The sequence below is a fragment of the Streptomyces sp. CBMA156 genome (assembly GCF_014596515.1).
GTDB lineage: Bacteria > Actinomycetota > Actinomycetes > Streptomycetales > Streptomycetaceae > Kitasatospora.
In genome coordinates, this window is record NZ_MSJQ01000159.1 from 1 (window position 1) to 24,938 (window position 24,938).

General features: G+C 70.8%; 25 protein-coding genes and 1 pseudogene. 14 read left to right on the forward strand and 12 right to left on the reverse strand.

What is annotated here, in order from left to right:
- The 6 genes from BU198_RS13165 to BU198_RS13190 all read right to left on the reverse strand — a co-directional run.
- Positions 1–293, reverse strand: a 293-nt coding sequence (locus tag BU198_RS13165) for a hypothetical protein (RefSeq protein ID WP_188297037.1), incomplete at its 3' end; no start/stop codon positions are given.
- A 70-nt stretch (positions 294–363) separates the two neighbouring features.
- Positions 364–633 carry a hypothetical protein gene (locus BU198_RS13170; protein WP_188297028.1) on the reverse strand — a complete coding sequence of 90 codons (270 nt, stop codon included), beginning with the start codon at positions 631–633 and terminating at the stop codon, positions 364–366.
- Positions 634–798: 165 nt separating this feature from the next.
- The gene (locus BU198_RS13175; protein ID WP_188297029.1) at positions 799–1,317 is read right to left on the reverse strand and encodes a hypothetical protein; all 519 of its coding nucleotides are present in this window, start codon (positions 1,315–1,317) and stop codon (positions 799–801) included.
- A 358-nt stretch (positions 1,318–1,675) separates the two neighbouring features.
- Positions 1,676–1,969, reverse strand: a complete 294-nt coding sequence (locus tag BU198_RS13180; RefSeq protein ID WP_188297030.1) for a hypothetical protein — start codon at positions 1,967–1,969, stop codon at positions 1,676–1,678.
- Positions 1,969–2,148, reverse strand: a complete 180-nt coding sequence (locus BU198_RS13185; RefSeq protein WP_188297031.1) for a hypothetical protein — start codon at positions 2,146–2,148, stop codon at positions 1,969–1,971. Before BU198_RS13185 ends, BU198_RS13180 begins: the two co-directional genes overlap by 1 nt.
- A 2-nt stretch (positions 2,149–2,150) precedes the next feature.
- Positions 2,151–2,504 (reverse strand): hypothetical protein, encoded by a 354-nt coding sequence (locus BU198_RS13190; RefSeq protein ID WP_188297032.1) that lies wholly within the window; start codon positions 2,502–2,504, stop codon positions 2,151–2,153.
- 187 nt (positions 2,505–2,691) lie between these two features.
- On the opposite strand from BU198_RS13190, the gene BU198_RS13195 reads away from it, so the two are divergent.
- From BU198_RS13195 to BU198_RS13225, 7 genes are all read left to right on the forward strand, one after another.
- Positions 2,692–3,021, forward strand: a complete 330-nt coding sequence (locus BU198_RS13195; RefSeq protein ID WP_188297033.1) for a GntR family transcriptional regulator — start codon at positions 2,692–2,694, stop codon at positions 3,019–3,021.
- A gap of 166 nt (positions 3,022–3,187) precedes the next feature.
- On the forward strand, positions 3,188–4,216 hold the full coding sequence (locus BU198_RS13200) for an AAA family ATPase (RefSeq protein ID WP_223244323.1): 1,029 nt from the start codon (positions 3,188–3,190) through the stop codon (positions 4,214–4,216).
- Positions 4,217–4,266: 50 nt separating this feature from the next.
- Entirely contained in the window at positions 4,267–5,406 is a 1,140-nt protein-coding gene (locus BU198_RS43790; protein ID WP_317620100.1) for an HAD-IA family hydrolase, read from the forward strand.
- Positions 5,403–6,314 carry an NAD(P)-dependent oxidoreductase gene (locus BU198_RS13210; RefSeq protein ID WP_188297035.1) on the forward strand — a complete coding sequence of 304 codons (912 nt, stop codon included), beginning with the start codon at positions 5,403–5,405 and terminating at the stop codon, positions 6,312–6,314. Before BU198_RS43790 ends, BU198_RS13210 begins: the two co-directional genes overlap by 4 nt.
- Before the next feature lie 539 nt (positions 6,315–6,853).
- Positions 6,854–8,146 (forward strand): hypothetical protein, encoded by a 1,293-nt coding sequence (locus BU198_RS13215; protein WP_188297038.1) that lies wholly within the window; start codon positions 6,854–6,856, stop codon positions 8,144–8,146.
- A 78-nt stretch (positions 8,147–8,224) separates the two neighbouring features.
- On the forward strand, positions 8,225–9,880 hold the full coding sequence (dnaB, locus tag BU198_RS13220; protein ID WP_188297039.1) for a replicative DNA helicase: 1,656 nt from the start codon (positions 8,225–8,227) through the stop codon (positions 9,878–9,880).
- Positions 9,881–10,061: 181 nt separating this feature from the next.
- Positions 10,062–10,331, forward strand: a complete 270-nt coding sequence (locus BU198_RS13225) for a hypothetical protein (protein ID WP_188297040.1) — start codon at positions 10,062–10,064, stop codon at positions 10,329–10,331.
- A 141-nt stretch (positions 10,332–10,472) separates the two neighbouring features.
- On the opposite strand, the gene BU198_RS13230 is transcribed toward BU198_RS13225, so the two are convergent.
- Positions 10,473–11,054: a hypothetical protein gene (locus tag BU198_RS13230; RefSeq protein ID WP_188297041.1), complete on the reverse strand. Its 582-nt coding sequence runs from the start codon at positions 11,052–11,054 to the stop codon at positions 10,473–10,475.
- Between the two features lie 1,181 nt (positions 11,055–12,235).
- Between BU198_RS13230 and BU198_RS44235 the strand changes: the two are divergent.
- The 3 genes and pseudogenes from BU198_RS44235 to BU198_RS13250 all read left to right on the forward strand — a co-directional run.
- Positions 12,236–12,823 (forward strand): annotated as a pseudogene (locus BU198_RS44235) (DnaB-like helicase C-terminal domain-containing protein); the annotation flags it as partial.
- A 181-nt stretch (positions 12,824–13,004) separates the two neighbouring features.
- Complete coding sequence (locus BU198_RS13245) at positions 13,005–13,913, forward strand: hypothetical protein (protein ID WP_188297042.1); 909 nt, start codon at positions 13,005–13,007, stop codon at positions 13,911–13,913.
- 413 nt (positions 13,914–14,326) lie between these two features.
- Entirely contained in the window at positions 14,327–14,866 is a 540-nt protein-coding gene (locus tag BU198_RS13250) for a hypothetical protein (RefSeq protein ID WP_188297043.1), read from the forward strand.
- On the opposite strand, the gene BU198_RS13255 is transcribed toward BU198_RS13250, so the two are convergent.
- Complete coding sequence (locus BU198_RS13255) at positions 14,838–15,182, reverse strand: resolvase (RefSeq protein WP_223244325.1); 345 nt, start codon at positions 15,180–15,182, stop codon at positions 14,838–14,840. The two genes, BU198_RS13250 and BU198_RS13255, sit on opposite strands and share 29 nt — an antisense overlap.
- A gap of 200 nt (positions 15,183–15,382) precedes the next feature.
- Between BU198_RS13255 and BU198_RS13260 the strand changes: the two genes are divergently transcribed.
- The 3 genes from BU198_RS13260 to BU198_RS13270 all read left to right on the forward strand — a co-directional run bounded on the left by BU198_RS13260 (position 15,383) and on the right by BU198_RS13270 (position 18,436).
- Positions 15,383–16,537 (forward strand): DUF4157 domain-containing protein, encoded by a 1,155-nt coding sequence (locus tag BU198_RS13260; protein ID WP_188297044.1) that lies wholly within the window; start codon positions 15,383–15,385, stop codon positions 16,535–16,537.
- Positions 16,538–17,498: 961 nt separating this feature from the next.
- On the forward strand, positions 17,499–18,041 hold the full coding sequence (locus BU198_RS13265) for a winged helix-turn-helix domain-containing protein (protein WP_317620101.1): 543 nt from the start codon (positions 17,499–17,501) through the stop codon (positions 18,039–18,041).
- Complete coding sequence (locus tag BU198_RS13270) at positions 18,038–18,436, forward strand: helix-turn-helix domain-containing protein (RefSeq protein WP_317620102.1); 399 nt, start codon at positions 18,038–18,040, stop codon at positions 18,434–18,436. The genes BU198_RS13265 and BU198_RS13270 overlap by 4 nt, the downstream gene beginning before the upstream one ends.
- 177 nt (positions 18,437–18,613) lie before the next feature.
- On the opposite strand, the gene BU198_RS13275 is transcribed toward BU198_RS13270, so the two are convergent.
- From BU198_RS13275 to BU198_RS13285, 3 genes are all read right to left on the reverse strand, one after another.
- Positions 18,614–18,910, reverse strand: coding sequence for a hypothetical protein (locus BU198_RS13275; protein ID WP_188297046.1), 297 nt, complete (start codon positions 18,908–18,910; stop codon positions 18,614–18,616).
- 225 nt (positions 18,911–19,135) lie between these two features.
- Entirely contained in the window at positions 19,136–20,677 is a 1,542-nt protein-coding gene (locus tag BU198_RS13280) for a UvrD-helicase domain-containing protein (protein WP_317620103.1), read from the reverse strand.
- 279 nt (positions 20,678–20,956) lie between these two features.
- A complete protein-coding gene (locus tag BU198_RS13285; RefSeq protein WP_188297048.1) occupies positions 20,957–22,024 on the reverse strand; it encodes a DUF6083 domain-containing protein in 1,068 nt (355 codons plus the stop codon).
- Positions 22,025–23,238: 1,214 nt separating this feature from the next.
- On the opposite strand from BU198_RS13285, the gene BU198_RS13290 reads away from it, so the two are divergent.
- Complete coding sequence (locus tag BU198_RS13290; protein WP_188297049.1) at positions 23,239–23,832, forward strand: hypothetical protein; 594 nt, start codon at positions 23,239–23,241, stop codon at positions 23,830–23,832.
- A gap of 858 nt (positions 23,833–24,690) precedes the next feature.
- Here the strand turns inward: BU198_RS13290 and BU198_RS13295 are convergent.
- A complete protein-coding gene (locus tag BU198_RS13295) occupies positions 24,691–24,906 on the reverse strand; it encodes a hypothetical protein (protein ID WP_188297050.1) in 216 nt (71 codons plus the stop codon).
- Positions 24,907–24,938: the final 32 nt, after the last annotated feature.

The following is a 24,938-nucleotide window of genomic DNA, read 5'->3' on the forward strand; positions in this document are numbered from 1 at the left end:
GCGGCAACGGCGTTGCCCTCGGCGGCGGCGGCCGCGTCGTTGACGGCGGCCAGGTCGAGGTCGGCGGCGAGCTCGGCACGGGCGGCGCGGGACCAGCCGCCGTCGCCGCAGTCCGGGTCGACGCTGTTCAGGGTGTTCAGCAGGACGCCGGCCTGGATGACCGCGCCGCCGACGACCTGGACGTTGGTGATGCTGTTGACGACGTCGCCCCAGGCGCCGGAGGAGGTGGTGCTTTCCGGGGTCTGAATGACGCTGCCGGGGATGACGGCGCCTTCGATGCGGTTGATGATCACGGGGTTCTCCTGAGGGGTGTCGGTCTCCGGGGCCGGTCCGGCGCCGGGGGGCCTTCGTGTCGACGCGGGGTCAGCGGCGACGGTGGAGCCAGCGCAGGCGCTCGGCGGCGTCGGCGTTGCCGTCGGCGGTGAGGACTTTGTCGACGTAGTCGCTGATCTCCTCGCCTCGGGCGTCGCGGCCCCGGGCGGTCAGCGCGGCGGCGAGGGTCCCGGTGCGAAAGGTGTCGGCGGCCTCCTGGTCGCCGGCGGCGACGGCGGCCTCGATGTCGCGGGTGAGCGCGCGGTGGCCCTGGAGCTCGGTCACGGTGTTGGCGGCGGCCTTGCGCAGACGCTCGAACATCGGCGGGTCTCCTTCGTGGTGGAGGGGACCTGGGTGGTCCCGGGGCTCCCCTCACCGGTGCGGGCGCCGTTCGGGCGGCCGTGCGGTCAGGGCAGCTCCGGGCGGGAGCCGGTGGGACAGGGGCCCGGGCGGGCGACGGGGTGGTGCCGGCCGTGCGCCGCAGGGCTAGTGCGGAGCGGTGGGGTAGGAGCCGTCGCCGTAGCGGCCGGAGGGGCAGATCCAGCGGGGGCCGCCCTCGAACGGCGACCAGCGCTCGACCGACTGCTGCTCGTCGGGCAGGCGCTCGGGCTCGGCGGCCGCGGCGTCGACGAACCGGCCGGGCACCGGCAGGTCCGCGTCCGGCAGGACGGTGGTGCGCTCCAGCACGGTGTCGGCCGCGGCGGCGGCCTCGGCCGCGAACTCCTTGGCGGCGTCGACCAGGTCCAGGCTGACCGGCCGGTCCTCGTCGTCGTCGGCCTGGGCGAGCAGCGCGTCGGCGCCGGCCGCCAGCAGGGTCTGCCAGTCGGCGTCGGTGATCTTGCCGTCCCAGCGGACCAGGGTGGTGCCGGTCAGGCGGGCCAGGCGGCGGGCGGCGGCGCGGCGGACGCGCTCCGGGCCCTGCGCTTCGGTGACCCAGGACCAGGACGAGGCCGTGGTGCGGGCGATGTGCTCGGCCTGGCGGCGGCCGGTCAGCGTGCGGGACATGCGGGTGCCTCCTGGATCGGGGCGGGACGGGGGAACGGTGGTGGCGGGGCCCTGGCGGGCCCGCCGCGCCACTCCCGGCCCCGTACCGGCATGGGCATGCCAGGACGGTTCCGAGAGGCAGGCGGCGGGAGACTGCCGAACTCCATAGAGAGGAGAAGGGGAGGGCTACTGGCCGGGGCCGGAACCGCCGGCCTTCGCGGCGTCCCTGCGGGCCTGGTCCTCACGCATTCGGCGCAGGGCCTCGTCGGCCTGGTTCGAGAGGACGGTGATCACCGGCCGCCCCCCTTCGAGTCGGCGGGCGGCTTGGGCTTGTCCTTGCCGTCGCCGTTACTGAAGGCGCGGCAGTTGCTGGCGATGGTCACCGCGCACCCCCGTCGTCGGCGTGCTCGGTGTACGGCCGGCCGAAGTTCCGGCGCGGGGCGGAGTCAGGCCGGCTGTACGGGTCCGCCGAGACCACCCGGCGCCCGTACCGGTCCGTGCCCGCCGGGGCGGCCGGGGCCTGCGCCTCACGGTGGTGACGCCGGGCGGTCGCCTCGTCGTAGGAGTGCCAGCCGGAGGCCGACATCCCGCCCGTACGGGTCGACGTCCCGGAGCCGGGCTCGCCGGACGAGCCGCTGCTGGAGCCGAGGCCCAGGAAGGAGCGGATGCCCATCAGGACCGACCCCCCGCCTGCTGCGGCACCGGCTGCGGGGCCTGCTGCTCGCGCAGCCGGTCCGCCTCCCGGTGGGCCCGATCCGCGGCCGCGGTGGCCTCCGCGGCGGAGCGCAGACGCTCCGCGATCACCGCGTCCAGGGCGGCGACCTGCGCCGCGTCGAACGACTGCTGCGCCATCGTCAGCACCTCGCCATCTGCGGCTGCGCGCCGCCGACGAGCCGGGTGATGGCGTTCTGGACGAACCACGACAGATGGGCCCAGCCGGTGCGGCCGGCCTTGGCGAGGTGCTCCTCGGCCTGCCGCCAGACGTCGGCGACGAGCGCCGACACCGTGGTCTCGTCGGCGGCCGGGGCGACGGCCGCGAGGTCCCGGGCGATGAGGGACCGGACCCGGCCCTCGTACTGGATCTGCAGCGGGGCACTGCGGTGGTCGGCGAGGGCGTCGACGATGCTGCGGGCGCTGAGCTGCTGGGGGTGGAGCGTCAGGGTGGCCCCGGTGCGGCCGGCCGGACGCTTGTAGGCGATGCTGGTCATGCGGATCACTCCCTTGATGAGCTGGTCCGTGGAGGCCCCGGTGAAAGCTGTCCAGGCGCACCGGGGCCTTGCCGTTTTCACGAGCACTTCCGTGTTGGCTTAGCCAGCTTAACTGATACAGTTCCACCTGTGTCAACTAAGCTGGTGAAGCTGTCTATGACGAGGAGGTGCCCCTACGATGTGGTTCATGACTGATCAGTTCGCACAGCCCTACCAGCGGATCGTGGAGGACGTGCGCGATCAGATCCGTCTGGGTAGGCTCCGGCCGGACGACAAGCTACCCAGCACCCGCGAGCTGGCGAATCACTACAAGCTCGCCCCCGGAACGGTGCAGCGGGCGCTTGGTGAGCTGCGGTCCGCCGGACTGATCTACTCGCACCAGGGCAAGGGCAGTTTCGTCCGGCAAGCGCCACCGAGCGAGCCTTCGGCGTCGCCCGAGGTCATCAAGCTGCAGACACAGATCAGCGCATTGACCGCACGCCTTGAACGGGTCGAACAGGCGCTCTTCGGAACGTGATCCACGGACACTCCCTTGGGGTCGAATTTCGATACTCAGATCAAATCCGACCCTGCGGTGACAGGCCATCACATCCCTGTGGTGAGATCCGTACTCAGATCCATCAACACGTTTTCAACATCCCCATACACATGGGTTCCGGAGCTTGAACCATAGGCTCCCAACCATGACGAAAGCCGAGGGAGAGGCCATGGCAAAGGCACGTCCGGGGTGGCGCCCTGACAGACTGCGAGAGCAGCGTGAAGCCCATGGCCTGACGCTTGAGCAGGCTGGCGAAAAGCTGCGCCAGGTTGCGAGCATCGCACGGTTGAAGGACGTGCCCGCCGCCAATCCACAGACTTTGTGGCAGCACGAGCAGGGCGAGGTCTACCCGGGCGTGGCATACCAACGGGTGTACTGCTTGCTCTACGGCATCACGGACTGGGAGCTCGGATTCCGCAACCCCCTGCCCGGCGAAGAGCCGAGCAAGCTTGGGCTGACATCATCGAACGACAAGCACACGGGGGCCCACGTCCTCGCTGTCGAACGCGCTCTTCTCAAAATCGCGGGCGCCGATCACTTCGGCATCTCGCAGCGAATCATGGATGCCTGGCGCCGCCGCCACACCGGCGGGGACCCGCACCAGCCCACACTGATCCTGGTCGGCGGCTATGCGGGATCGGGGAAGACCGAGCTCGCACGCTTCCTCTCCGAGATCAGCGGATGGCCGCTCCTGGACAAGGACCCGATGTGCCGCCCCCTCGTGGAATCGCTCCTGGTCGCTCTCGGCTCGGACCGTAACGACCGGCACACCGAGACCTACCGCTCAAGGGTCCGACCGCTCGAGTACGAATCTCTGCTCGCTGCGGTCAACGCCAACATCGACTGCGGCATCTCCTCGATCGTCACCGCGCCCCTCGTCGCCGAATTCAGCGATGAAGGCTGGATGAGGCGCCTCGAGAGCCGCTGCAAGGCCCGCGGGGTGACGGTGGCACCGGTGTGGGTACGGTGCGACATCAACTCGATGCGGGACTACATCAGCTATCGCTCAGCCGCACGCGACACCTGGAAGTTGGACAACTGGGCGGAGTACGTGGCAGGCCTGAACGTGGAGCTCCGGCCGGTGGTCGACCACATGGTGGTGGACAACCGGCATGGTGCCGCAGTGGCGATGGCCGACCAGGCACGGCTGGCACTCGGGGCGGTACGCGCATGACGCGGCGCGGGGTAATTCTGTACGGGCCGCCGGCTTCCGGGAAAGACACGGTGACGGGCGCCCTCAGCACCGCCGACCCCGTCTTCGCGCTGTTCTCCAGGGTGAAGATCGGCCCCGGCCGGACGGCTGGCTACCGGATGGGGACGCCAAAGCTCCTCGCCGAGCTGCGTGCCACGGCGGGGGCGGTGGTCTACGAGAACAGCAGGTACGACAGCACGTACGTGACGGACCGACCGGGGCTGGACGCCGCGGTCGCGGCCGGGGTGCCGGTGATGCACCTGGGCCAGATCGATGGGGTGCGGACGGTGCTGGACGGCTACCCCGCCGACTGGCTGACGGTGCTGCTTTGGTGCCCGAGGGAGTCGACGGCGGAGCGATCGGCGGGCCGGGGTGACACGGACACCGCTGCGCGTCTGGCCGCCTGGGATGCCACGCAGGCGGACCTGGAGGCCAACGCCGGATTCCGGTTCGATCTGGTTGTCCGCACGGATGCGGCGTCACCCGAGCAGGCTGCCGAGCGGATCCGCCAGGCGCTCGCCGAGCGCGGGCAGCGGCTGCTGATGCTGGACTTCGACGACACGCTGATCGACCGCCTCGGCGCGGTGACGGCGTGGATCTCCGGGTACTGCGCCGCCCACGGGGTGGGTCCGGATGTCGAGCGCCGGATCCTGGGGGCCATGCGGATCCGCGCGGATCTGCGGACGTTCGAGGGCCTGTGCGCCAAGTTGCCGTTGCCGGAGTCCGCCGATCAGCTGTGGGCCCGCTACAACGCGGAGTTCCCGGCAACGGTCCGGCCCTTCCCCGGCGTACCGGACGCGCTGGAGACGGTCAGGACCGGCGGGTGGCAGGTCGTCGTCGTCACCAACGGCGGCGGCGAGATCCAGCGCGCCAAGCTGAAGGCGAGCGGCATCGACGGCCTGGTCGACGGGGTGTGCATCTCCGAGGAGGCCAGCGCCCGCAAGCCGGACCCAGCAATCTTCGAAACGGCTGCCGCGAGCGTGGGCAGCAGCCTCGCGCGGGGCGGTTGGATGGTGGGGGACAACCCCGCACTGGACGTGATCGGCGGCCGCGCGGCCGGACTGCGCACCGTCTGGGTCTCCCACGGTCGGCCGTGGCCCGGGGGCGCGGAGCCGGACTACGTCGCGCTGGACGTCCTGGACGCCCTGGACCACGTCCGAGGTGCCCAATGACAGTTCGACGGGTCACGCTCGGTGTCCTGCATCCCGGGAGTATGGGCGCGGCCGTCGCGGGGTGCGCCCTCGCAAACAGCGGCCAGGTCCTGTGGTGCCCGCAGGGGCGCAGCGAGGCCACTGCGGCCAGGGCGGAGCGGGTGGGTCTGACGGCGGTGCCGACGTTGGATGAGCTGGTGGCCCAGGCGGACGTGGTGCTCAGTCTGTGCCCGCCGGCTGTGGCGGAGGATGTTGCGCGAGATGTGGCCGGGCTCGGTTTCGCCGGCCTGTACGTGGAAGCGAACGCGATCAGTCCGCAGCGGACGGTGCGGATCGCGCAGTTGCTCGGCGGGACGGCCCGCGCGGTGGTCGACGGTGCGGTGGTCGGCTCGCCGCCGGTCGGTACGAAGCGGCCCCGGCTGTACCTCTCCGGGCCGGTGGACGAGGTCGGGTTGGTCGAGCGGCTCTTCTCCGGCACTGCGGTGTCGACCCACGTACTGGGCGAGGAGATCGGGCAGGCCAGCGCGCTGAAGGTGTCCTACAGCGCGTTCCAGAAGGTCTCCAGGGTGCTGGCCGCACTGTCCTACGGTCTCGCTCGGGAGCACGGTGTCGACCGGGCGTTGCTCGATGTCGCCGGTCAACGAGCCGGCTCGTACCTGACGGAGACGGGCTACATCGGCAAGACCGCTGCCCGGGGCTGGCGGTGGGGCCCCGAGCTGGAAGAAGCCGCAGACACGATGGCCGCCGTTGGCCTCCCGGACGACCTGCTCCGCGCGGCAGCGTCCACGCTCAGCAGGTGGGACGACGCCAAGGACACCGCCCTGTCGGCCGACCAGGCACTGGACGAGCTGCTCCGCGCGGAGGCCGAGTTGTCCAGCCGACACGCGGAACCTGAACGGTCCGAGGAATCCGGGAGACGAATAAGCTGATCCGGTCGCCCGCACGGGCGTCACCAAGGTCCAGAAACAGCAAAAGCAGCCCAAGATTGGCGTCTGGGGGCTGCTCAGCTGTCTACTCAGTCGTCTCCGACGGTACCAAAGGTACCCCGGCTTCGGCGAGAGACACCCGTCTCTCGCTCGCTAGGGCTACCCCGAAGGCCCGGCCGGTGGCGACGCCTTTCGAGAGGTAGCGCCCCGTTGTTCCACCCCGTCACCCCGCGGCGCGGCCGTGTCGTCCCGGCCCGCCCCGCCCGTTCCTCCCAGTCGCTCGACCGCTCTGCCGTCCGCTGGATGCCGCCCGCAACTGGCGGAGCCTGTCCACAGGCTCGCCCTGTCATGACTGGCTGCATGTCCACCCAGCCCACCCGGTCGAGTGATGCACGCCACTCGATCCCGGGTCACACCGTTCCCGGATTTCCGGCCTCTATGGGCATGCAGAACCACACCCATGTCAAGATCCGCCCCGCTCACCGCCCGGCCGCCCAGGCCGCTCCGCTCATGGTGTCCGCCGCCGGTTCGGAGGTGGCGCGGTGAGTGAGAAGACCTCCGGCGTCAACGAGGGCGCTCCCCTCGTCAGGGCGAAGGCAGCCAAGACCGTGACGGTTCACCGGCCGATGGTGTTCGGCGGCCAGTTGGTGAACACCCTCGACTACGTGGTCCTGCTGCACGTCCTGTTCGCCATCGCGGACGGCGAGGAGAACCTGACGGTCCCCAAGGTCTGGCGTCAGCTCCAGGAGCAGGGGATCCGCTCGGCGAAGAACGACCAGATCCTCGTCGGCCGTGACGCCGTCTACAAGGCGTTCGCCCGGCTGATTGCGGCCGGCTACGTCCACTTCGAGCAGGAGGTGGAGGTGCTGGAGAACGGCAGCAAGCGCAAGGGCAAGGCCGTCTACAAGGTCTTCGAGGACCCTCAGGACAACTCTGCCTGGAAGGCGGCGAGCGTCGAAGCTGCCGCAGCATCGTCGCAGGTCAGCCCGCTTCCCGGGTGCCGGGAAGCGGGGAACAGTCATGACGGTCATTCCGGTGTTTCCGCAGGTCAGCCCGCTTCCCGGGTGCCGGGATACGGGAACCCCGCTTCCCGGCACCCGGGAAGCGGGAAACCGCGCGTTCCCGCAGGTCAGCCCGCTTCCCGGGTATCGGGAAGCGGAGAGCTGCCCCCCCACACCCCCGGTGGGGGTAAAACCCCCCCTACCCCCCATGTCACTCCGGTGCCGTCGGTCCCTTCCGAGCGCCGTACCGGGAGGGGGAGGGTTCGCTCCGCCAACAACGACCACGGCTTCCCGCCCGAGGCGATCGAGGCTGCGATGGAGTTCCTCGCCGAGCTGCCGATGCCCTTTGCCTGCGGGCTGGCCGACCAGCGCAAGCACGCGCCGCTGCTCCTGGAGACCGTCCAGCGGCAGGGTTGGGAGCTCGGCCCGGAGCTCGCCAGGGCCCTGACCCACAAGTCGGCCACCGGTCTCGACAGCCCCACCCGGGCGCTCAAGGCCCGCTTCGGTGAGCTCCCGCGCCGTTCCGTCGTGCTCCGGGACTCCGCTCCTGCGGACACCGCGCCCGGGCCGGAGAATCCCTGCCCCGACCACCCGCGTCTGGAGGCCTCGGGGTGCCCGCAGTGCGCTGCCGACCACCAGGTCGACCGTCAGCGCCGCACGCTCGACGCCGAGCGCGGCATCGACGACGAGTCCGCCCGTGCCGCCCTGGCGGCGCTGATCCAGCGTGGCAAGAAGCCCCGTACGGCCGCGGACCGTGGCCGTGACGCGGCGGCGCGCCAGGCCGAGGAAGCCCGCCGCCAGTCCGGCCGGCGAGCCGAGTTCCTCGCCGGCTGACACCCCCGAACAGCACGACGGCCGCCGGTTGAACCCTGCCAGGCCCCGGCGGCCGTCCGATCCCAAGGAGAGATCACGATGAACGTACCCGACCAGAAGACCACCGGCCCCGACGCCCCGGCCTCGTCGGCGATCCCGGCCCGGGCGGCCGAGCACGACTGGAGCGGCCAGGAACCCGACGACGACGGCTTCGGTCCGGAGCTCGCCCTCCCCGCCCCCCGGGCCGTGTTCGGCCGTCCCCGCCGCCAGGCCGAACGCGACAGCGACACCAGCGGGGACGGTTTCGAGCGCGTGCCCCCGCAGGACCTGGACGCCGAGAAGTCCGTCCTCGGCGGCATGCTGCTCTCCAAGGACGCCATCGCCGACGTGGTCGAGGTGCTCAAGCCGGCCGACTACTACCGGCCCGCGCACGAGATGGTGCACGGCGCGATCCTCGACCTGTACGGCCGCGGCGAGCCGGCCGACCCGATCACCGTGGCTGGCGAGCTGACCAAGCGCGGCGAGCTCCAGCGGGTCGGCGGCCCCGGCTACCTGCACACCCTGGTCAACTCCGTCCCGACCGCGGCCAACGCCGAGTACTACGCCCAGATCGTGCACGAGCGCGCCGTCCTGCGCCGGATGGTCGAGGCCGGCACCCGGATCGCCGGCATGGGCTACGCCGCCGAGGGCGACGTCGAGGAGATCGTCAACGCCGCCCAGGCCGAGGTCATGGCCCTCGTCGACCAGCGCAGCGAGGACGGCGCCGCGCCGCTGATGGACGGCATGGACGTCACCATGGGCAAGGTCGAGGACCGCAAGCACAACAAGGGCCAGATGTCCGGCGTGCCGACCGGCTTCACCGACCTCGACCAGCTCACCCAGGGCCTCCAGGGCGGCCAGATGATCGTCATCGCCGCCCGTCCGGCCGTCGGCAAATCCACGCTAGCCCTGGACATCGCCCGCTCCGCCAGCATCACCCACCGCCTCACCACCGCCCTGTTCTCCCTGGAGATGGGCCGCGAGGAGATCCAGCTGCGCGCCGTCTCCGCCGAGGGCCGCGTCGCGCTGCACCACCTGCGCTCGGGCGACATGACCGACGACGACTGGGTGCGCTCCGGCCGGGCGATCAGCCGCATGACCGAAGCCCCCCTGCTGATCGACGACAACCCGGCGCAGTCCGCGCTGTCCATCGCCGCCCGCTGCCGCAAGATCAAGCAGCGCCGCGGCCTGGACCTGGTCATCGTCGACTACCTCCAGCTGCTCCAGGGCGCCGGCCGCCGCGCGGAGAACCGCCAGCAGGAGGTCAGCGACATGTCCCGCAACCTCAAACTGCTCGCCAAGCAGCTCGGCGTCCCCGTCATCGCGCTCTCCCAGCTCAACCGCGGACCCGAACAGCGCGCCGACAAGCGCCCGATGATCTCCGACCTGCGCGAGTCCGGCTCCATCGAGCAGGACGCCGACGTCGTGATCCTGCTGCACCGCGAGGACACCTACGAGAAGGACTCCAAGCGTTCGGGCGAGGCCGACCTGATCGTCGCCAAGCACCGCAACGGGCCCACCGCCACGATCACCACCGCCTTCCAGGGCCACTACAGCCGGTTCGTCGACATGACCCGCGACGACGAAGTCGGCCGGCACTTCCCCGACGACACGTACGAGCCCGACTTCACCCCGATCGGCGCCGTCGCCCCACAGCCCACCGACACCGCCGAGTGGAGCCCCAGCACCAACCTGGCATCCGACCTCGGACTCTGACAGCCCTGAGGAGCGCCCTGAGTGCCCCTCAGGGCGCCTAGCTGCCCCGCATGCGACGCAGGCCGGGCGAGGCCGTGATCGCCCGGCAGAAGACGATCTAGAGCCCGTCCCCGTTGGGTGTGGGCGCAATCGATTTGCAGCCCCACCGTCCGGTGGGGCGCCACCTTCGGAGAGGAACCCGATGTCCGGATACCAGATCGTGCACCTGCCTGACACCGTCACCGTGGCCCGGTCGATTGTTCGCGACCGGCGCGTGTCCGCCAGCGACCTGGGGGTCTACGTGCGGTTCGTGGACGCCGCCGAGATGTTCCACACCCCGGATATCGACCTCCTGGCGGGGGAGATGCGGATGCCCCGGGAGGAGACCGAAGCGGCCATCGCCCGCCTGGTGGCCCTGGAGTACCTCGACGACCTCTCGGACCGTCCGGTGCTCGTCCAGCCCGAGGCATAAGTCGTCGGTCAGGCCGGGAGGTTGAAGCCCTACGCCACTCCCAGGAGGGTGCCGGTGGGCTAGGGGGGCTCGTGGTGTGCACGGGGCCGCTCAAGGGGCCTCGCGGCGGCTTCCCGGCGGCCGTTCGGGTCGGACGGCGGGTCAGTGGAGCGGTTCGGTGCCGGCGTCGTCGGTGCCGGGCTGCCGGCGGGCGAACTGGACGGCCGCCAGGTCGACGGCTTCGCGGACGCTGAGTCCGGTGCCGTCGACCGGCAGTACGGCCTCCCGGAGGTCCCGGGCCCGTGTGTCGAGTGCGGCCGCCAGTCCGCGCTGCTCGGCCGTCAGGCGCCGCCAGGACCTGCGGTTCGGCGGGGCGCTGGCACCGACCGAGGTGCTGCCCCCGCGCACGCGGTCCGGGGTGGGTCCCTTGCCGGTCTCCAGTCGCCACGTTGCTGACCGCTCCGGGCCGGCGGTGCCGAGCGACCGCAGCCAGCCGGCTGTTACGGTCGTGGTGGCCACGCCGATCGCCTCGGCCAGCTCGCGCAGGGACGCCGTGTGCTCCCGGCCGCCTCCGCCCGCTTCGCAGATCTCCAGCCGTGCCAGCAGGTTGCGCCGGTCCGTCGACGGCGCCATCCCGTCCCAGTCCAGACCCTCCACCAGCCTGCGCAGCCCGGCCAGGCTGACCGCCGCCGATCCCGGCCCAGGGGCGGCGTTTTCCTCGACGGGCCGACGCGCAGTGCTCATCCGCGCAGTCTCCCACCGGCGCATCCGGCCCGCCGAAGTCCGGCCTCTGCGGCGCGCCACCCACCCTGTGCACCCCGTCACTCAAAGAGCGATTCAACCCGTATTTCATGGAAATTATCCATGGAAAATGGATAGGGTGCTTGCATGGTACTCGGCACGTTGGAAACGCTGCGGCTCACGATCGCCGCGATCCGCCAGCGCACCGGGGAGAGCCAGCGCGAGCTGGCGGCCGCCCTCGACCTGACCCAGGACAAGATCAGCCGCCGTCAGTCCGGCGCGCAGCCGTGGTCCCTGGACGAGGTCGACACCCTGGCCGGGCACTGGGGGATGGGCCCCCTCGACCTCCTCGCCGGTCCCACCCACGCCGCCCAGTCCCTCACCTGGCCGCCCGGCACCGCCGCCCCCGCGCCGGTGCACGCGCTGGTGCCGCCGGCCTTCGCCGCCCCGGCCGCGCCCACCCCGATGGGCCCGGCCCCGCTCCCCGCACCGACCGCCCCCGTAGCGCGGCGCCGGGCGCCCCGCCGTGGCCCGGCCGAGCCCTACGTTCCCCACACCCCCGTACCGGACAGCTGGGTACGCCCCGGCGAACGGGCCGCCGCCGCCCCGACCGGAGTGGACGACACCGGGGTCGAGGTCACCTACGACCGGTACGCCGACCGCGGCCCGGACGGCGAACCCGCGATCTACCCGCCCGCGCCGTGTGTGCACTGCGGGCAGCCGGTCCACCTCCGGATCGGCGGCCAGCCGAGCCACCCCGCCGCCGGCTGCGTCCTCAACCCCGCCCCGGAGGCCGCCGTCCAGGACGAACAGCAGCAGCCCGTCGACGCCGCCCCGGCCACCAGGCCCGCCCCGGCGCCGGCGGCAGACGAGGGCCTGCCCGCCGCCGAGGCCGAACAGCCCCCGGGCACCGCTGCGCCCGAGCAGCCGGCCCCGACCGACGAAGCCGACGACGTCGGGCAGCTGCTGGTCGACCCGGCCCTGGTCGGCCTGCCCACCGCGGACTACGACCGGGACCAGGCCGGCCAGCCCGTCACCCACCCGGCCACGCCGTGCGAGCAGTGCGGACGACCCGTCACCCACCGCATCGGCGGCCACCCGCTCCACCTCGGCGGCTGGTGCACCCCCGCGACCACCACCCCGGCCACCACCGACACCCCGACGCCCGTCCAGGCCGCCGGCGCCGAGCAGCAGCCCACCGCCGCGGAGCCGCCCGCCGCCGTCCCGGCCGCCAACTCGCCCGCCGCTGCGCCCGGTACTACGACGACTACGCCAGCGCCCCGCTGTTCATCGACGACAGCGAGCACCTGACCGTCATGGACGTCGCGGCCAAGGCCCGCCGGCTCAAGCAGCAGCACGACATCGGCCTGATCGTCATCGACTACATCCAGCTGATGAAGTCCGGCACCCGCAACCCCGAGAACCGCCAGCAGGAAGTCAGCGACATCTCCCGCAACCTCAAGCTCCTCGCCAAGCAGCTCAAGGTGCCCGTGGTCGGACTCTCCCAGCTCAACCGCGGACCCGAGCAGCGCACCGACAAGAAGCCCCTGGTGTCGGATCTGCGCGAGTCCGGCTCACTGGAGCAGGACGCCGACATCGTCATCCTCCTGCACCGCGAGGACGCCTACGAGAAGGACTCCCCGCGCGCCGGCGAGGCCGACCTGATCATCGCCAAGCACCGGGGCGGCCCGACCTCCACCATCACCGTCGGCTTCCAAGGCCACTACAGCCGCTTCGTGGACATGGTCCGCGAGGACAGGCTCGACCGCTAGGACCATGTCGAGGTCCGGGTCCAGGAGCACCCCAGTACTCCTGGACCCGCACCTTGGCCCCGTCTCGGGCGGGGGCCGAGATCGACCCCCCCAGAGGGTGATCCAGAGGTTCGGCGGACAACACCGGGGACGTCACGACAATCTGACGTGGCCAGTCACCGCTATGGCAGGAGAGATTGCGTTGAGCAGCCTGTACGACTGTGTCGTGTGCCTGAAGCCGATCAAGGTGGCACCGGACGGCAAGATCCGCATCGAGGGCATCGTCAAGCACGAGAAGCAATGGCTGTGGGGCCCCTACCCGGTTCACGAGTCCTGCCGGCTGAACATCCGCACCATCTACGACCAGCTGCTCGGCGACGGTATCCACGTGGCGATCGGCTTCCGTACGCCTGCGGCCGATCCCGAGACCGCGGAGCTGTTGGACGAGTGGGCCGGGGCGACCCCCGGCTCGGTGGCCAAAGAGTGGCCTGGGGACTGGTCCCGCCATGTGCCGCCCCTGGAGACGCCCTGGCCCGAGTTCACCGACCTGATCGATCTGAGCCACAACCACCTGACCGGGCTCATCGCCAAGCGCGGCAGCAGCGAGGCCCCGGCCGGTACGGCCCTGGCCGTTCACGCCGCCGCCGCAGGCAAGCGTGTCCTGCTGTTCACTGGCTACCCGCCCCAGCTGACCCGTCCCACCCTGGTCGTCGACGAGACCCATAGCCCGACCCCCGACGGAGTCAGCCGCGCGATGCAGAGCGTGCGGCCCGACCTGGTCGTCATCGAACGCTGGGAACGGATGCACGCCGACCGGCCGGTCGGCGGAACCCGCGCCGACGTGCTCGAAAGCATCGGGCTCGAACTGAAACGCGCCATCCTGGACCACGGGATCCCCTGCGTGGTTACCACCTCGGTCCTCGGTGATGTCGATGTTCAGTACCCGCTCCTGCACCGGATCGGCCTCGACTCCCCCGCAGCGATCATGGTCGAGTTCTGCAACCCGCTGCTCCTGCTCAAGCGCCACAGCCCCGCCGAGGTTCTCGTTCGTGTGGAGCGGCACATGTCCATGCAGGACCAGACCGTCCACGCCGTGGCATGGAAGAGCTGACCTTCGCTGTTCCGCACGAAACGTCCAGGTCAGACCCCCCGTCGGATTCCGAGGGGGGGTCTGACCTGGGCATTGCGGACCCCCCTCGGATTCCGAGGGGGGTCCCTCGGAATCCGACCCCCTTCTCCTTCCCTCTCCTACTCCCTCTTCTCTCCCCGCGCACGCGGGCACCCGTCCCGCTGCCGCCACTCAGGCACCGGACGAGAGAGAGAATCAGGCTGCGTCCCAGGAACCGACGGCCGTCGGGGAGGGTGGCCGCACGGGTGCGGCCACCTCCGCCCAACCGCAGGAGCCGGCCGCACCGACCACCACGGCGCCAGGGGACGTTCCCGCGCAGCGGGAGACCTGCGGGCAGCCGGACCCGCAGGCGCTGGCGGCGTACGAGACGGCGTTGGGCGGTCCGGCGCTGCCGCGTGTGCGGGCCCGGCCTGCTGGAGGAGATCGCCACCCCGATCGACCGGCGCGAGCGCGAACTCCTGGAGTGCCTGGAGCACCACCGCGACGGCGCCTGCCAGTCCGAGGAGAAGGGCCGGTCCCCGTGGATGACGATCCACCGTCGGACGGTCGGCGGCTGCACGGTCTGGGTCGCCGCCCACCTGCGAGTGCGTCACACTCCCACCGCCGAGGAGAGCGCGAAGCACCAAGCGATGAAGGAGCGGATCGCCAGGGCCGCAGAACGGCACGGCCTCCACGCCGAGGTCGAGGCACGCTCGACCGACGGGCGGATCCGCACCGACGTCCTCGTCACCGGCGACGACGGCCGGCGGATCGGCTGGGAGGCCCAGTACTCGCCGATCACCGCCGGCACCGTCCGCCGCCGCTCCCGGGCCGCCGCCGAGCACGGGATCGTCCCGCTGTGGGTGACCGACACCAACCGCTCCCGGCCTCGGGGATCAACGGAACCGTGGCTATCGGTGAGAATGATCAAGGTCCGATCGGCGCGAGGGTGCTGACGCGGCTCTCGTACTCGCGGCGGGCCTTGCCCTGAGCCGGAATCACCAGGGCGCCGTGGCCGCCGTCGAGCGGCTGGCAGCGGGCGAGGAGCTGGCGGTGCACCTCGGGGACGGCGCTGACCCGCAGGGTGTAGCCCTGCCCGCGCCGTACGCTCACCCCCTGGTCGAGCGCGGCCCGCTCGACGTCATCCAGCTCGGCGCCACGGAGGAATTCGGCGACCTTGCCCGGCATGTCGAGGGTGACCGGCAGCTCCGGCACCGGGAAGTCCTCCTCGATGGCGGCCTGATCGGGGCACGACCCAGAAGCAGAGGTCACGGCTGCCCGATGCGGGGCTGCACCGGGTTCTGGAACACGTCCCCCCGGGGACCCGCGATCGAACCGGGATGGGACTGCCCGCGTGCCGCTCCGCGCCACGGGCACTCCCTTTGCCCGCGCCATTGCCCCTCCGTACCTTCCCGGTGCGGCCGCCGGTCCGTAGCTTGTGGGAGCGTTTCAGTCGGCCCGGGAGGGACCTCATGCATGCGCAGGGCTCGAAGCAGAAGTACGACGATCTGGCTGTTTCGCCCGTCCGTACCAACAGACACGGAACCTCACACCCGAGCCGCGGCCCCGCGCCGGACCTGGGCACCCTCCTCGCTCTCCAGCGCACCAGCGGGAACATGGCGGTGGTGCAGATGCTGGACCGGGCCCGCCGCCGGCACGACGCGAGCTGCGGCGACCAGCAGGACGAGACCGCACCGGTGCAGCGCTCAGCCGTGCACAGCGTGCTGCGCTCCCCGGGTAAACCGCTCGACGAACCGCTGCGCCGGGAGATGGAGGCTCGCCTCGGCTCCGACTTCTCCGATGTCCGCGTCCACACCGACAGCGCCGCGCGCGCCTCCGCTGCCGAGGTCGGCGCCCGCGCCTACACCTCCGCCAGTCACGTCGTCATCGGTGACGGCGGAGCGGACAAGCACACCCTCGCCCACGAACTCACTCACGTCATCCAGCAACGCCTGGGCCCCGTCGCCGGCACCGACAACGGCGCGGGACTGAAGGTCTCCGACCCTTCCGACCGCCATGAACGCGAAGCGGAGACCAACGCCCGACGGGTGATGAGCGGACCGAGCCCGCTACAGCCCACGGCCTCTCCTCAGCCCGGCAGAACGATCCGGAACCCGGACGAGACCACCGCCGTTGTGCAGCGCACCCACTACACGCCGCAAGAACCAGTCACGGCCCACCCAGGCTTCACCGTCACCTTGCGGGCGACGCTCAACGGAACGCCCATCGGCACTTTCAGCAGTGAGACCACCCGGTACTCGCCAGGAGACCATGCAGAAGATCAGCTGCTCGACGAGATCGACGCGACCATAGGCGGCTCGTTTTCGAAGCCTCAGGTCCAGGCAGCCCTGGCGGCCGGCGGCCAGGCACACACGCTCGCGATCGACCTTACGGCGAGCCCGTGCTCCAGCACCTATGGAACGACGACCAAGGAGGACGCGGAAGGGTGCGCCGAAAGACTGATCGATCTGGCGCGAAACGGCTATCAGGGCCACACCTTCACCATCACGGTGACCGCACACCACCTGTACCAACCGGGAGGGAGCACCGCGAGCCGGCAGGCTTCCATCGAGGCTATCCGCGCGATGAGAGCCGCGGGGATCACCGTGCAGTGTCCGGGATCCTGACAACGGCTGACGAATCGAGTTGGGTCGGCGGTGGAGGCTCAGGCCACTGCCGCGAGCCGTGCCTCGCCGGGCCGCGCGGTCGCTGGCAGCAGGTGCGTAACGCCCGCGGCCAGCGTTTCCCGAGAGGCGGGTGCACCGCCCCGGGTTTTGCTGCACTCGATGGGTCGGGGCCTCCCCTCGATCTCCCCGCTTCGGAACGTGCCCCACTTGCCCTGCCGGGTGAGCCGGAACCGGGTGTCAACCACAGGACCGTCGCGGTCGACTGCACTCGAAGTGGTCAGCCGCGGAGCGCTCCGCTACCGCACCCTGGCCAGCGCCCAGGCGGCGCTGGACCCGCCACTGCCGCCTGCCCTGCGCCGCCGGATCCGCCGACCGGGCCGTGGCCGGCCAGGCCGGCGGCCCGTCGCCGCACCGGCCGGACCGTGGACGGTCCGGCCTGGGCAGTTGCCATCCGGAGCCGTACTGGCCGCAGCCGCGCCTGGCCCACCCGCCATCCGTACTGCCAAGTGCGGTCCACCTGCACCGTAACCGGGCGATGGCGGAGGTCACTGCCCTGACGATCTTCCCGGGCCCCCTTGAGCTGCTTGGAGGGGGGGTGTCGGAGTTGGCATGCGGCCACAGGTGGCAAGCGTGTTCGGGGCGACCCGTCCGGGAGGGTGGGCCCAGGCCTGCTGACCTGGTGCGGTCCACGGTGCTGGTGTCAGGCAGGACCTGACCGCCAACGTGAGCCTTCTCCTAAGTGTTAAGAGGCAGACGGTATTTTCGCAGGTCAAGCGGCCTATGGAGTGCATGATCGGCACATTCGAGTGCATGAATCATGCATTCACCTTGCCTATAGGCAAGGTCTGGGCGGCGACACGAGCCTGCTGGGCGGCGTGGTGCTTGCCTATAGGCAAGATCAATGTAGAGTGAGGCATTCACGTTTCCTATAGGCAATAACCCGAGGTGGGGAGGGGTATTGGTGCGATCCAACCCGGTGCGTGCGCAGGGCGTGAACCGGGCAACGGGCGAGGTCATGCAGCTGGACCTCTTCGGCGAGGAGGAGGCGAAGTCCGGCCCGGACAAGGTCCGGTACGACTGGAACCCCCATCCCGGCCGACACGTCAACGTCTCGAAGACACTGATGCGCAAGCTCTGGCGCAAGGACTCGGGCTACGACCAGAACGACCGGGACATCTTCGGGTTCTATCTGGCGCACTCCCCCGACGGCGCCGAACCCCTGCGGATGACCTTCAAGGAGATCTCTGAGACCCTGGGGCCGGCACAGAACACCGTTCGCACCTCGGTGGAGAAGCTCCACCTTGGCGGGCTCCTCCTGGAGGCCGAGAAGTTCGGGCGGATGCGGTTCTACCGGGTCAACCCGCGAGCGGGCTACGACGGCCCCGCGAAGAAGCAGGTCGACGCCACGAAGGACGCCCGCTTCCCGGTGGTACCCGCCCCCGCCGCCGACAAGGAAGCGCCGGCCAAACCCGCCAGAACCGCGAGGAAGAGGAAGGCCGCGTGACGACTGCAGCCATGACCCGGGAGCACACTGCCGAGTTCACCCAGGCGCTGATGCACGAGCTCCTTCTACGGACCGCCGGCGCCCCCGGGGCGGATTTCCGTGTGCTCGCCTTCTACGCCACCGCGGTCCCGCTCGGCCAGACCGTCCGTACTGTCGGCAAAGCCATCGCCGAGAGCCTGCGGCTCAGCGAGCCGACGGTCTCCAAGAGCATCAAGCGCCTGGCCGCCGAGGGCTGGCTGGAGCTGGTCTACCGCCAGGGCCCGATCAACTTTTACCGCGTCGGTCCCCTGGTGATGGAGGCCGCGGCCGAACTCCTCGTCGAGGGCGAGGAGCAGGACGAAGACGATCTCGCCACCATCCACCACCTGCCCTTCGGGCAGCACGGAGGCGAGTAGCCCGAACGCGGCCGGCCAGCGGCCGCCTCCGGGCAGTTCGCACGGCTACGCTGCCGGAGGCACCCGCCGGACGCACAACTGGGCCATCACCGGCGGGTGCCTCCGTGAGATGCGTCCGGCACATTGCCCTGACGCGTGCCAGCACAGTTCGGCCGCGTGGTTCCCCGGGATCCCTTGTCACTTCGAGGGGATGACGCCGAGGAACTCTGCGCCCTTGTGGTTTCCGATCACGAAGGCGAAGGAGTGGCCGCCGCTGCATTCGAGATCGATGCGCACGTACCCGCCTCGTGTGCCCAGGGGGCTGTCGTATTCGTCGCGGTCGGGGGAGACGGTGACGGACTCGTGGTCGGGGCCCCGGTTGGCCCGGTCGATGATCTCGTCGCCGCAGGCCGGGCACATGAGCTGCCACTGGCGGCTCCAGACCGGGCCGGAATGGGTCGAAGGCGCGAGGATCTCGTGATGTGACTTCGCCATGAGGCTGCCTCCGAATCATGCTGATGCGCGCTCATCAATTTCCGCTGACGTGCTCGGCCCCGCGGGCGAACACCCCGGTCACTTCCCGCCTCGGGCACCGCCGCTGGTTTTCTGCCCACGACCGCAGCGGGAAATCCAGCGGCATCGGACGGCCCCACGACGACGTGGGGCCGGGAAGACCACGCCGCCGGGCCCCGGGCCTGGCAGCCGTCTGAGGAGCCGCGATCACACCGTCCAGGCTGACACCGGATCGGACGATACCGCGGGCCCTCCGGACCGCGGGCCGGGGAACGCCCCGCCCGGGTTCCCGTTCGGATGCTGGTTGATCCAGGAGAGGCCACCGAGGTCGAGGAGGTCGCGGGCGCGGGTCACCGCCACGTAGGCGAGCCGGGCCTCGGCGTCGTCGATCGGGCCGGGCAGGGGGAAGCCGTCGTCGTCGCACTCCTCCTGGTCCTCCGGGGCGGTGAAGTCCGAGGAGATACGCACGCTGGGCCACTCCCTGCCCTTGGCCTTGTGCGCGGTGGAGACGACCACCTGGGCGTCCTGCTCGCTGCTCAGCCTCGCGACCGCCTGAAGGATCACCTCGGGCCCGTGTTCGTCGACCAGGTCGACCAGGGGCAGCAGGTCATGGCCGGCCGGGTCGAATTCGGCGTACTCCTGGAGTTCTCCCCAGCTGTCGAACAGCAGCAGTTCCGGGTGGGAGGTCTTCCGGCCTGCCTTGAGGTCGATCGCGGCGCGGGCGAGCGCGACCAGGGCTTGGCCGCCTCCCACCAGTGCGACGCTGGTGCCGGTGTCCAGCTGGCGCATCACCTCCAGCATCGCGCCCACGTTCGTGCGGCACAGGATCGCGCTCGGTGCCGGCACTTCCGTGATGCGGGTGTCGATCCGGGGGGTCCCGGCCAGCCGGATCGGGGCGTCGACGATCGTGAGCCAGCGGTTCGCCTCCGCCGCCAACGCGGGACCGAAGCGGAAGGACTGCGACAGCGAGAGCTGGGTGCCGGCGAAGTCGCTCATCACGTCCCGGGCCCCGCGCCACCCGTAGATGGCCTGGGCCGAGTCGCCGACCATCACCAGCTGGGCGTGCCCGCGCTGGTCGTTGAAGAGCTTCTCCACCACCGAGTTGGTGTCCTGAGCCTCGTCCAGGAGCAGGAAGTCCGCCTGGATCTTCGGGCGGGTCAGCGCCCAGATCTTCAGGTAGTGGTCGTGATCGAAGCGCACGATGCCCTCGTCCGGGTTCTGCAGGTCGCCCCAGGCCTTCCGCGCGTACGGCAGCACCACTTCGACGAGCTGCGAGTGCAGCGACTCCTCTTCGATCCCGCGCAGGTGGGGTACGTGCCAGCGGGTGATCTCTTCGTCGGCCGAGCGGCAGAACCTCGCCACGGTCTCCAAGGCGGCCGTGGACAGGGCCTTGTTGCTGACCTTCCTGGGGCCGATGCGGATCGTCATGTTGATGCCGAGCAGCAGACCGGTCTTCCACCCTGGAAGCCGTGGGGCGTTCATCCGCCCGCTGTACTGGTGCCCGATGGCGCCGTACGCCATGGCGTGAGCCGTCTTGCACAGCACGTTGCCGGGGAACTTCTGCGCGGCGTCGGTGGCGATCGACTTGTTGAAGGCGAGGTACCGGCCCTTCTTGGTCGTTGCACGGGCGAGCATCTGCAGCGTGGTCGTCTTGCCGGTGCCGGCCCCCGCTTGCAGCACCAGGTGGTCTCCGGACTTGAAAGCCGCGACGGCAGCTTCCTGCTCAGGAGTGGGTGCAGGCGCAATCACTGAAACCTCCGGGTGTGGCCCATGAGCAACGGTCGAAGCCGGTGCTTCGGCGGCGAAGTAACGAGGGATCCACCGTCTTCGCGCAGATGCTGACACACGGCGGAGGTGCCCGCGGATAGCCAGACCGTCAGCCGCGGCCACCCGCAGGGCGTCCATTCGTCACCGAACACGCCGTTGACGGGACGAGAAAGCGGAATCGCCCCAGCTGCATCCACCCGGAAGAGGGCTGCGGGCATTCCCGGCCGCCACCCATTCGGAGGACTCTCTACGCGGGGCGGTCTACAGCTCGATCCCGTCGTCGGGACGAACCCCGAAGTATCGGCGGTGCACGTCACTGTGCTTCTTCTCGGCCTTGACACACTTGTCGCAGCGCCAGCCCGCGGGAGCTCGGCCGGCCCGTCCGTTGAAGCAGCCGTCGCTCGCGCAGATCGTCCGCGGCACCTCGCCGCTGAACCCCGCGAGGCCCAGCCGTAGCGGATTCGACAGCGCCTTGGTGCTGTCCGGGCAGGTCCGCAGGATGTGCTCCATGTGTGCGAGCGGACGGAAGTCGACCCACTCCGGAGGCACGGCGTCGTGCGCCGGCCCGTCAAGGGTGTGACTGTGGCAGCGCTGCCGGTGCCAGCGCAGAAACTGTTGATAGTCCCCGCCATTCAGATTGAACGCCCACATGGTCCCGGTGAGCGCAAGATGCTGTCCTGTCCGACCCTGGACATAGGGGATCGGGAATTCCTGCCAACAACCGATCGGATATTCAAAGACCAAATTCCGGCACCGATCGCCTGTCGATACTGCATGCGCCACGCAACGGACCGATCCGATCGCTGCCGGGGCCAAGCGGAACCTGCCGCAGAACTCGATGACGTGCCGGACCATGGCCTCAGGCCCCGCCGATGGCGGCTCAGTCACGTCACCCTCACCCTGCGGTGGGAGAACCGGAATGAACTCCCCGCTCTCGATCCTCGTCCGCATCCGAACCCCAAGGTTCCGTACCAGCAGCCGCAGCGAAGGATGCGCATCATCCTGGTTGAGCGCCGGACAGATTGCCGGGTGAGCCAGAAAACAGTCACCCCTGCTATCGCCCTGGCATGCAATTCCATTGAAGACATGCCATCGAAGTTGTTGCGGCACGTCCGGAGTGAAATGACGGACCTGATTCAAAGGGATCCGCGGCTCCTCGTACCGGTCGAACCAGTTCACTGGGGTGCCGCAGTAACGACACTCGCCCCGCGCGCCACGGCGAGGAGTCTTCGAGGCACTGCGCTGATGGATCTTCAGCGTCCGCCCCCGTACAGGGACGAACTCGCTCTTCTCATCGTCGAGGGGAAGACCCTCCCAGCCGACCGCCATGATGGAACCGTCCGCGAAGTAGTTTCTGTAGAGACGACTGAAGAGTGGAACCCGGCACGTGTGCAGGGGGCCGAACGCGCACCTCTCGACCGACGTTCATGCCAAAGGAGCAGCGCTTGGCCTGCCCCCGCGCCCCCGACGAACGCCGCCAACCCCCGTCGTCCGCCCGCGCGCACGCCTGGTGTTGGACCGAAGAGCGCTGCCGCTCTGCTGGACTACTGGACTACGCGGGGAAGGCGACACGACGCGCCACCGTGCACCGGGGCAGCCACCTACGCCCGATCCGGTCCTCAGACACCGGCCCGTCCGTGTCAGCCGGATTGCTGGGTGGCGCCGCCCGGCCGGTTCTCTGGCCCCGTCGGCCTCGACGCCGGGGGTGTTCCCGACGCCTCTGGGGAACACCTCGTGGACGGTCACGATCAGGTGGAACGGCGCCAGGAGCGGCCTGTTCCCCGACAACGCGGCGGTCTCGAAGCGCATCTGGAAGATCTGTGGGAAGTCCTGCGGGAAGCACGGCCGGAAGCCCTTCTGGCCCTGCCTCCCACTGTGTGGTGGATGCTCCCGGCGACCGCCGATGAGTGGCGCACGGGTGCTCCGGTGAACCGGGCGGCGGCGGTCGGCCGTCGGACGGGGCACAGGGACGTCGTGGTCGGTAGGAGCAGTGCGGGGTCGGCCGAGCCAGTGCAGGTGCGGGTGTGCGCAGTCCTGGTGCACGACGGCCGACCCTGCCTGTTCCGACACCAGCGCGCGGCTGGCCTCCACCTGTACCCGGGCGTCGGCGCCGTCCACGGCCAAGCCGCCCGGTCCGGCGCCGCGGCCGCGCACCCGGCCAGGTGCCGGCCGCCGGTACGGGCGGCCAGCTCCTCCACCCACCCGGCTGCTCGCCCAACCGCGGCCGCCGCGATCCCCACTGCGGCGGTGACCCGGGCTCGGTACTGCGCGGTCCGCGCCACCTCCGGCGCTTCCTCCGGGTCCTGCTGCGCGCGAGCGGCGGCGAAGGCGGTCCGCTCGGCGGCGAAGACCGACAGCGCGCTGCCGCCGTGCTCGTTGTTACTGTGCTTCTGGCCGGCCAGGGGGATCAGGTTCGTCATGACCGATCGACCCTGCTGGCGCCCCCACGGGTACGCCCCGCCACGGCGGGGGTTTCGCCCCGCCGCCGACCACCGGGGCGAAACCCGGCTGGGCGGCTGACCTCGGCGGTTACGATCCCGGGTATGGACAGCGCCCCGTCGACCGCCGCCACCGACCAGCCGGCCGACAGCGCGGCACCGGCTCGGCAGTGTGTCGGCCCCGGCTGCTCGAACCCGGCGCCCAAGGGCTCCACCGGGCGGCCGCGCACCTATTGCTCCCGTTCCTGCCGCAGCACGGTCGACCGGGTCAAGGCCAAGGCCCGCCAAGCAGTAGCCGAGACCGCTGCACCGCTGCCCGCTCCGGCCGCTGAACCCGTCCCCGCTGCTGCACCGGACCACGCTGCCCCTGCTGTACCCGCGGCTGCCGTCGAGGCCGACGACATCCTCGTCCGCTGGGGCGAGGACGGCCGACACCTCCTCGGGATCGCTGACGCGAAGCGTCGTCGGCCGGCCCGCTTCCTGGAGGAGAGCGCCGGCGGCGATCCGGCCGAGGCGTTCGCCGAACTGGCGCGGGTGCTGCCCGTCTACGGCACCCGCGCCTACATGGCCGCGCAGGAGATCCGGGACAAGGCCCGCTGGCCGCACCTGGCGGATCGACCGCTGGGGCCACGGCGAACCCGACGGCGGCGGATTCGACGACGGTGCCGGCCAGGAGGAGACAAACGCCCCGGGGGGTAAAACCCCGGTTCCTGCCCCGGCTGTTCCCGCCGCCAGGCCGGCGGCGGTCACCGGGCCGGACACCGAGAAGGCCCCGGGCTGGCGGTCCGAGGCCGAGCGCGCCGAACAGGCCCGGCCGACCGCCTGCATCGACCCTGGGGCCCGCTTCGATACCCCGGACTTCCTGGACGACCTGGAGGTCACCGTCGGCCCCGGCTGGGAGCTCGGCCGCTGGCACACCCCCGACGCCAAGGGCATCCTGCAACTGCGCCACCACAACCGGCGGATCGGCTGGACGGCCCCTTTGCCCGACGGTCCGACGGCCCGTGGGGCCAGGCCGGCTGGAGCGCCCCCAGCGTGGTGCCGGCCTGCCTCCAGCCCTCCAACTGCCGGACCAGGCCCCGCACGAAGACGTCGACGGCCCGGCCCGGATCCTGCCCGTCCTGACGGGCCTCCTGCGCCACCTCGCCCAGAACGTCCTCGTCCAGGTCCTCGAACGCCTGCGCCCACCGCACGGCCACCAACTGCTGATGGCCGGGCAGTACGCTCTGCAGCTCGTCGTCGACCGACTCCTGCGACCAAGGCGCTTGGGCACCGCGGCGCCCGGCCCACGACAGCGAAGGCCCGGCCCCAACCCGGTGCCGCCACGCCGAGGGCGGGAGAGGAAGTGCTGCTCACCTCCGTCCCAACACCGGCGGTCCTGGATTCCACCCCGGCTGCCGTGGTGGGCAGTCGTCGCGGGTCGCCCGTGGCGGGCCGGTGCTGGCGGTGCCGGGTTGGGCGGCGGTCGTCCGGGACATTGAGCCCGTCGTCGTCCCGGTCGGCGGCACCGACTGTCCCGGCCCGGCCTGGCTGATCATGGTGGTGCTCGCCACGGAGCTACCTGATCAGCTTGTGCAAAGCCGGCACGCTCGCCCCGGAGGCGGTCAGCCCGGCCAGGACCGAGTCGGCCACGGACCCGTCGCCGAGGAACGACAGCCCTCCGGTTACCAGGCCGATGACGACGGCGGTGAGGAGGACGACGGTCGTGCGGACCGTCAGCAACGGGGCGGGGGCGGTGGGCGGGTTACCCGGGGTCGGGTCGGACAGCGCCATGTGGTCCTCCATCAGAGGTCGGGGAGCGCAGT

What these genes read in the sequence shown, in the direction of transcription:
- BU198_RS13200 (WP_223244323.1), top strand. Translation starts at nt 3,188, where the DNA reads ATGACGAAAGCCGAGGGAGAGGCCATGGCAAAGGCACGTCCGGGGTGG.
- BU198_RS13290 (WP_188297049.1), top strand. Translation starts at nt 23,239, where the DNA reads ATGGACAGCGCCCCGTCGACCGCCGCCACCGACCAGCCGGCCGACAGC.
- BU198_RS13285 (WP_188297048.1), bottom strand. Translation starts at nt 22,024, where the DNA reads ATGGCGGTCGGCTGGGAGGGTCTTCCCCTCGACGATGAGAAGAGCGAG.
- BU198_RS13210 (WP_188297035.1), top strand. Translation starts at nt 5,403, where the DNA reads ATGACAGTTCGACGGGTCACGCTCGGTGTCCTGCATCCCGGGAGTATG.
- BU198_RS13170 (WP_188297028.1), bottom strand. Translation starts at nt 633, where the DNA reads ATGTTCGAGCGTCTGCGCAAGGCCGCCGCCAACACCGTGACCGAGCTC.
- BU198_RS13195 (WP_188297033.1), top strand. Translation starts at nt 2,692, where the DNA reads ATGACTGATCAGTTCGCACAGCCCTACCAGCGGATCGTGGAGGACGTG.
- BU198_RS13180 (WP_188297030.1), bottom strand. Translation starts at nt 1,969, where the DNA reads ATGGGCATCCGCTCCTTCCTGGGCCTCGGCTCCAGCAGCGGCTCGTCC.
- BU198_RS13225 (WP_188297040.1), top strand. Translation starts at nt 10,062, where the DNA reads ATGTCCGGATACCAGATCGTGCACCTGCCTGACACCGTCACCGTGGCC.
- BU198_RS13295 (WP_188297050.1), bottom strand. Translation starts at nt 24,906, where the DNA reads ATGGCGCTGTCCGACCCGACCCCGGGTAACCCGCCCACCGCCCCCGCC.
- BU198_RS13175 (WP_188297029.1), bottom strand. Translation starts at nt 1,317, where the DNA reads ATGTCCCGCACGCTGACCGGCCGCCGCCAGGCCGAGCACATCGCCCGC.
- BU198_RS13275 (WP_188297046.1), bottom strand. Translation starts at nt 18,910, where the DNA reads ATGGCGAAGTCACATCACGAGATCCTCGCGCCTTCGACCCATTCCGGC.
- BU198_RS13230 (WP_188297041.1), bottom strand. Translation starts at nt 11,054, where the DNA reads ATGAGCACTGCGCGTCGGCCCGTCGAGGAAAACGCCGCCCCTGGGCCG.
- BU198_RS13185 (WP_188297031.1), bottom strand. Translation starts at nt 2,148, where the DNA reads ATGGCGCAGCAGTCGTTCGACGCGGCGCAGGTCGCCGCCCTGGACGCG.
- BU198_RS13190 (WP_188297032.1), bottom strand. Translation starts at nt 2,504, where the DNA reads ATGACCAGCATCGCCTACAAGCGTCCGGCCGGCCGCACCGGGGCCACC.
- BU198_RS13260 (WP_188297044.1), top strand. Translation starts at nt 15,383, where the DNA reads ATGCATGCGCAGGGCTCGAAGCAGAAGTACGACGATCTGGCTGTTTCG.
- dnaB (WP_188297039.1), top strand. Translation starts at nt 8,225, where the DNA reads ATGAACGTACCCGACCAGAAGACCACCGGCCCCGACGCCCCGGCCTCG.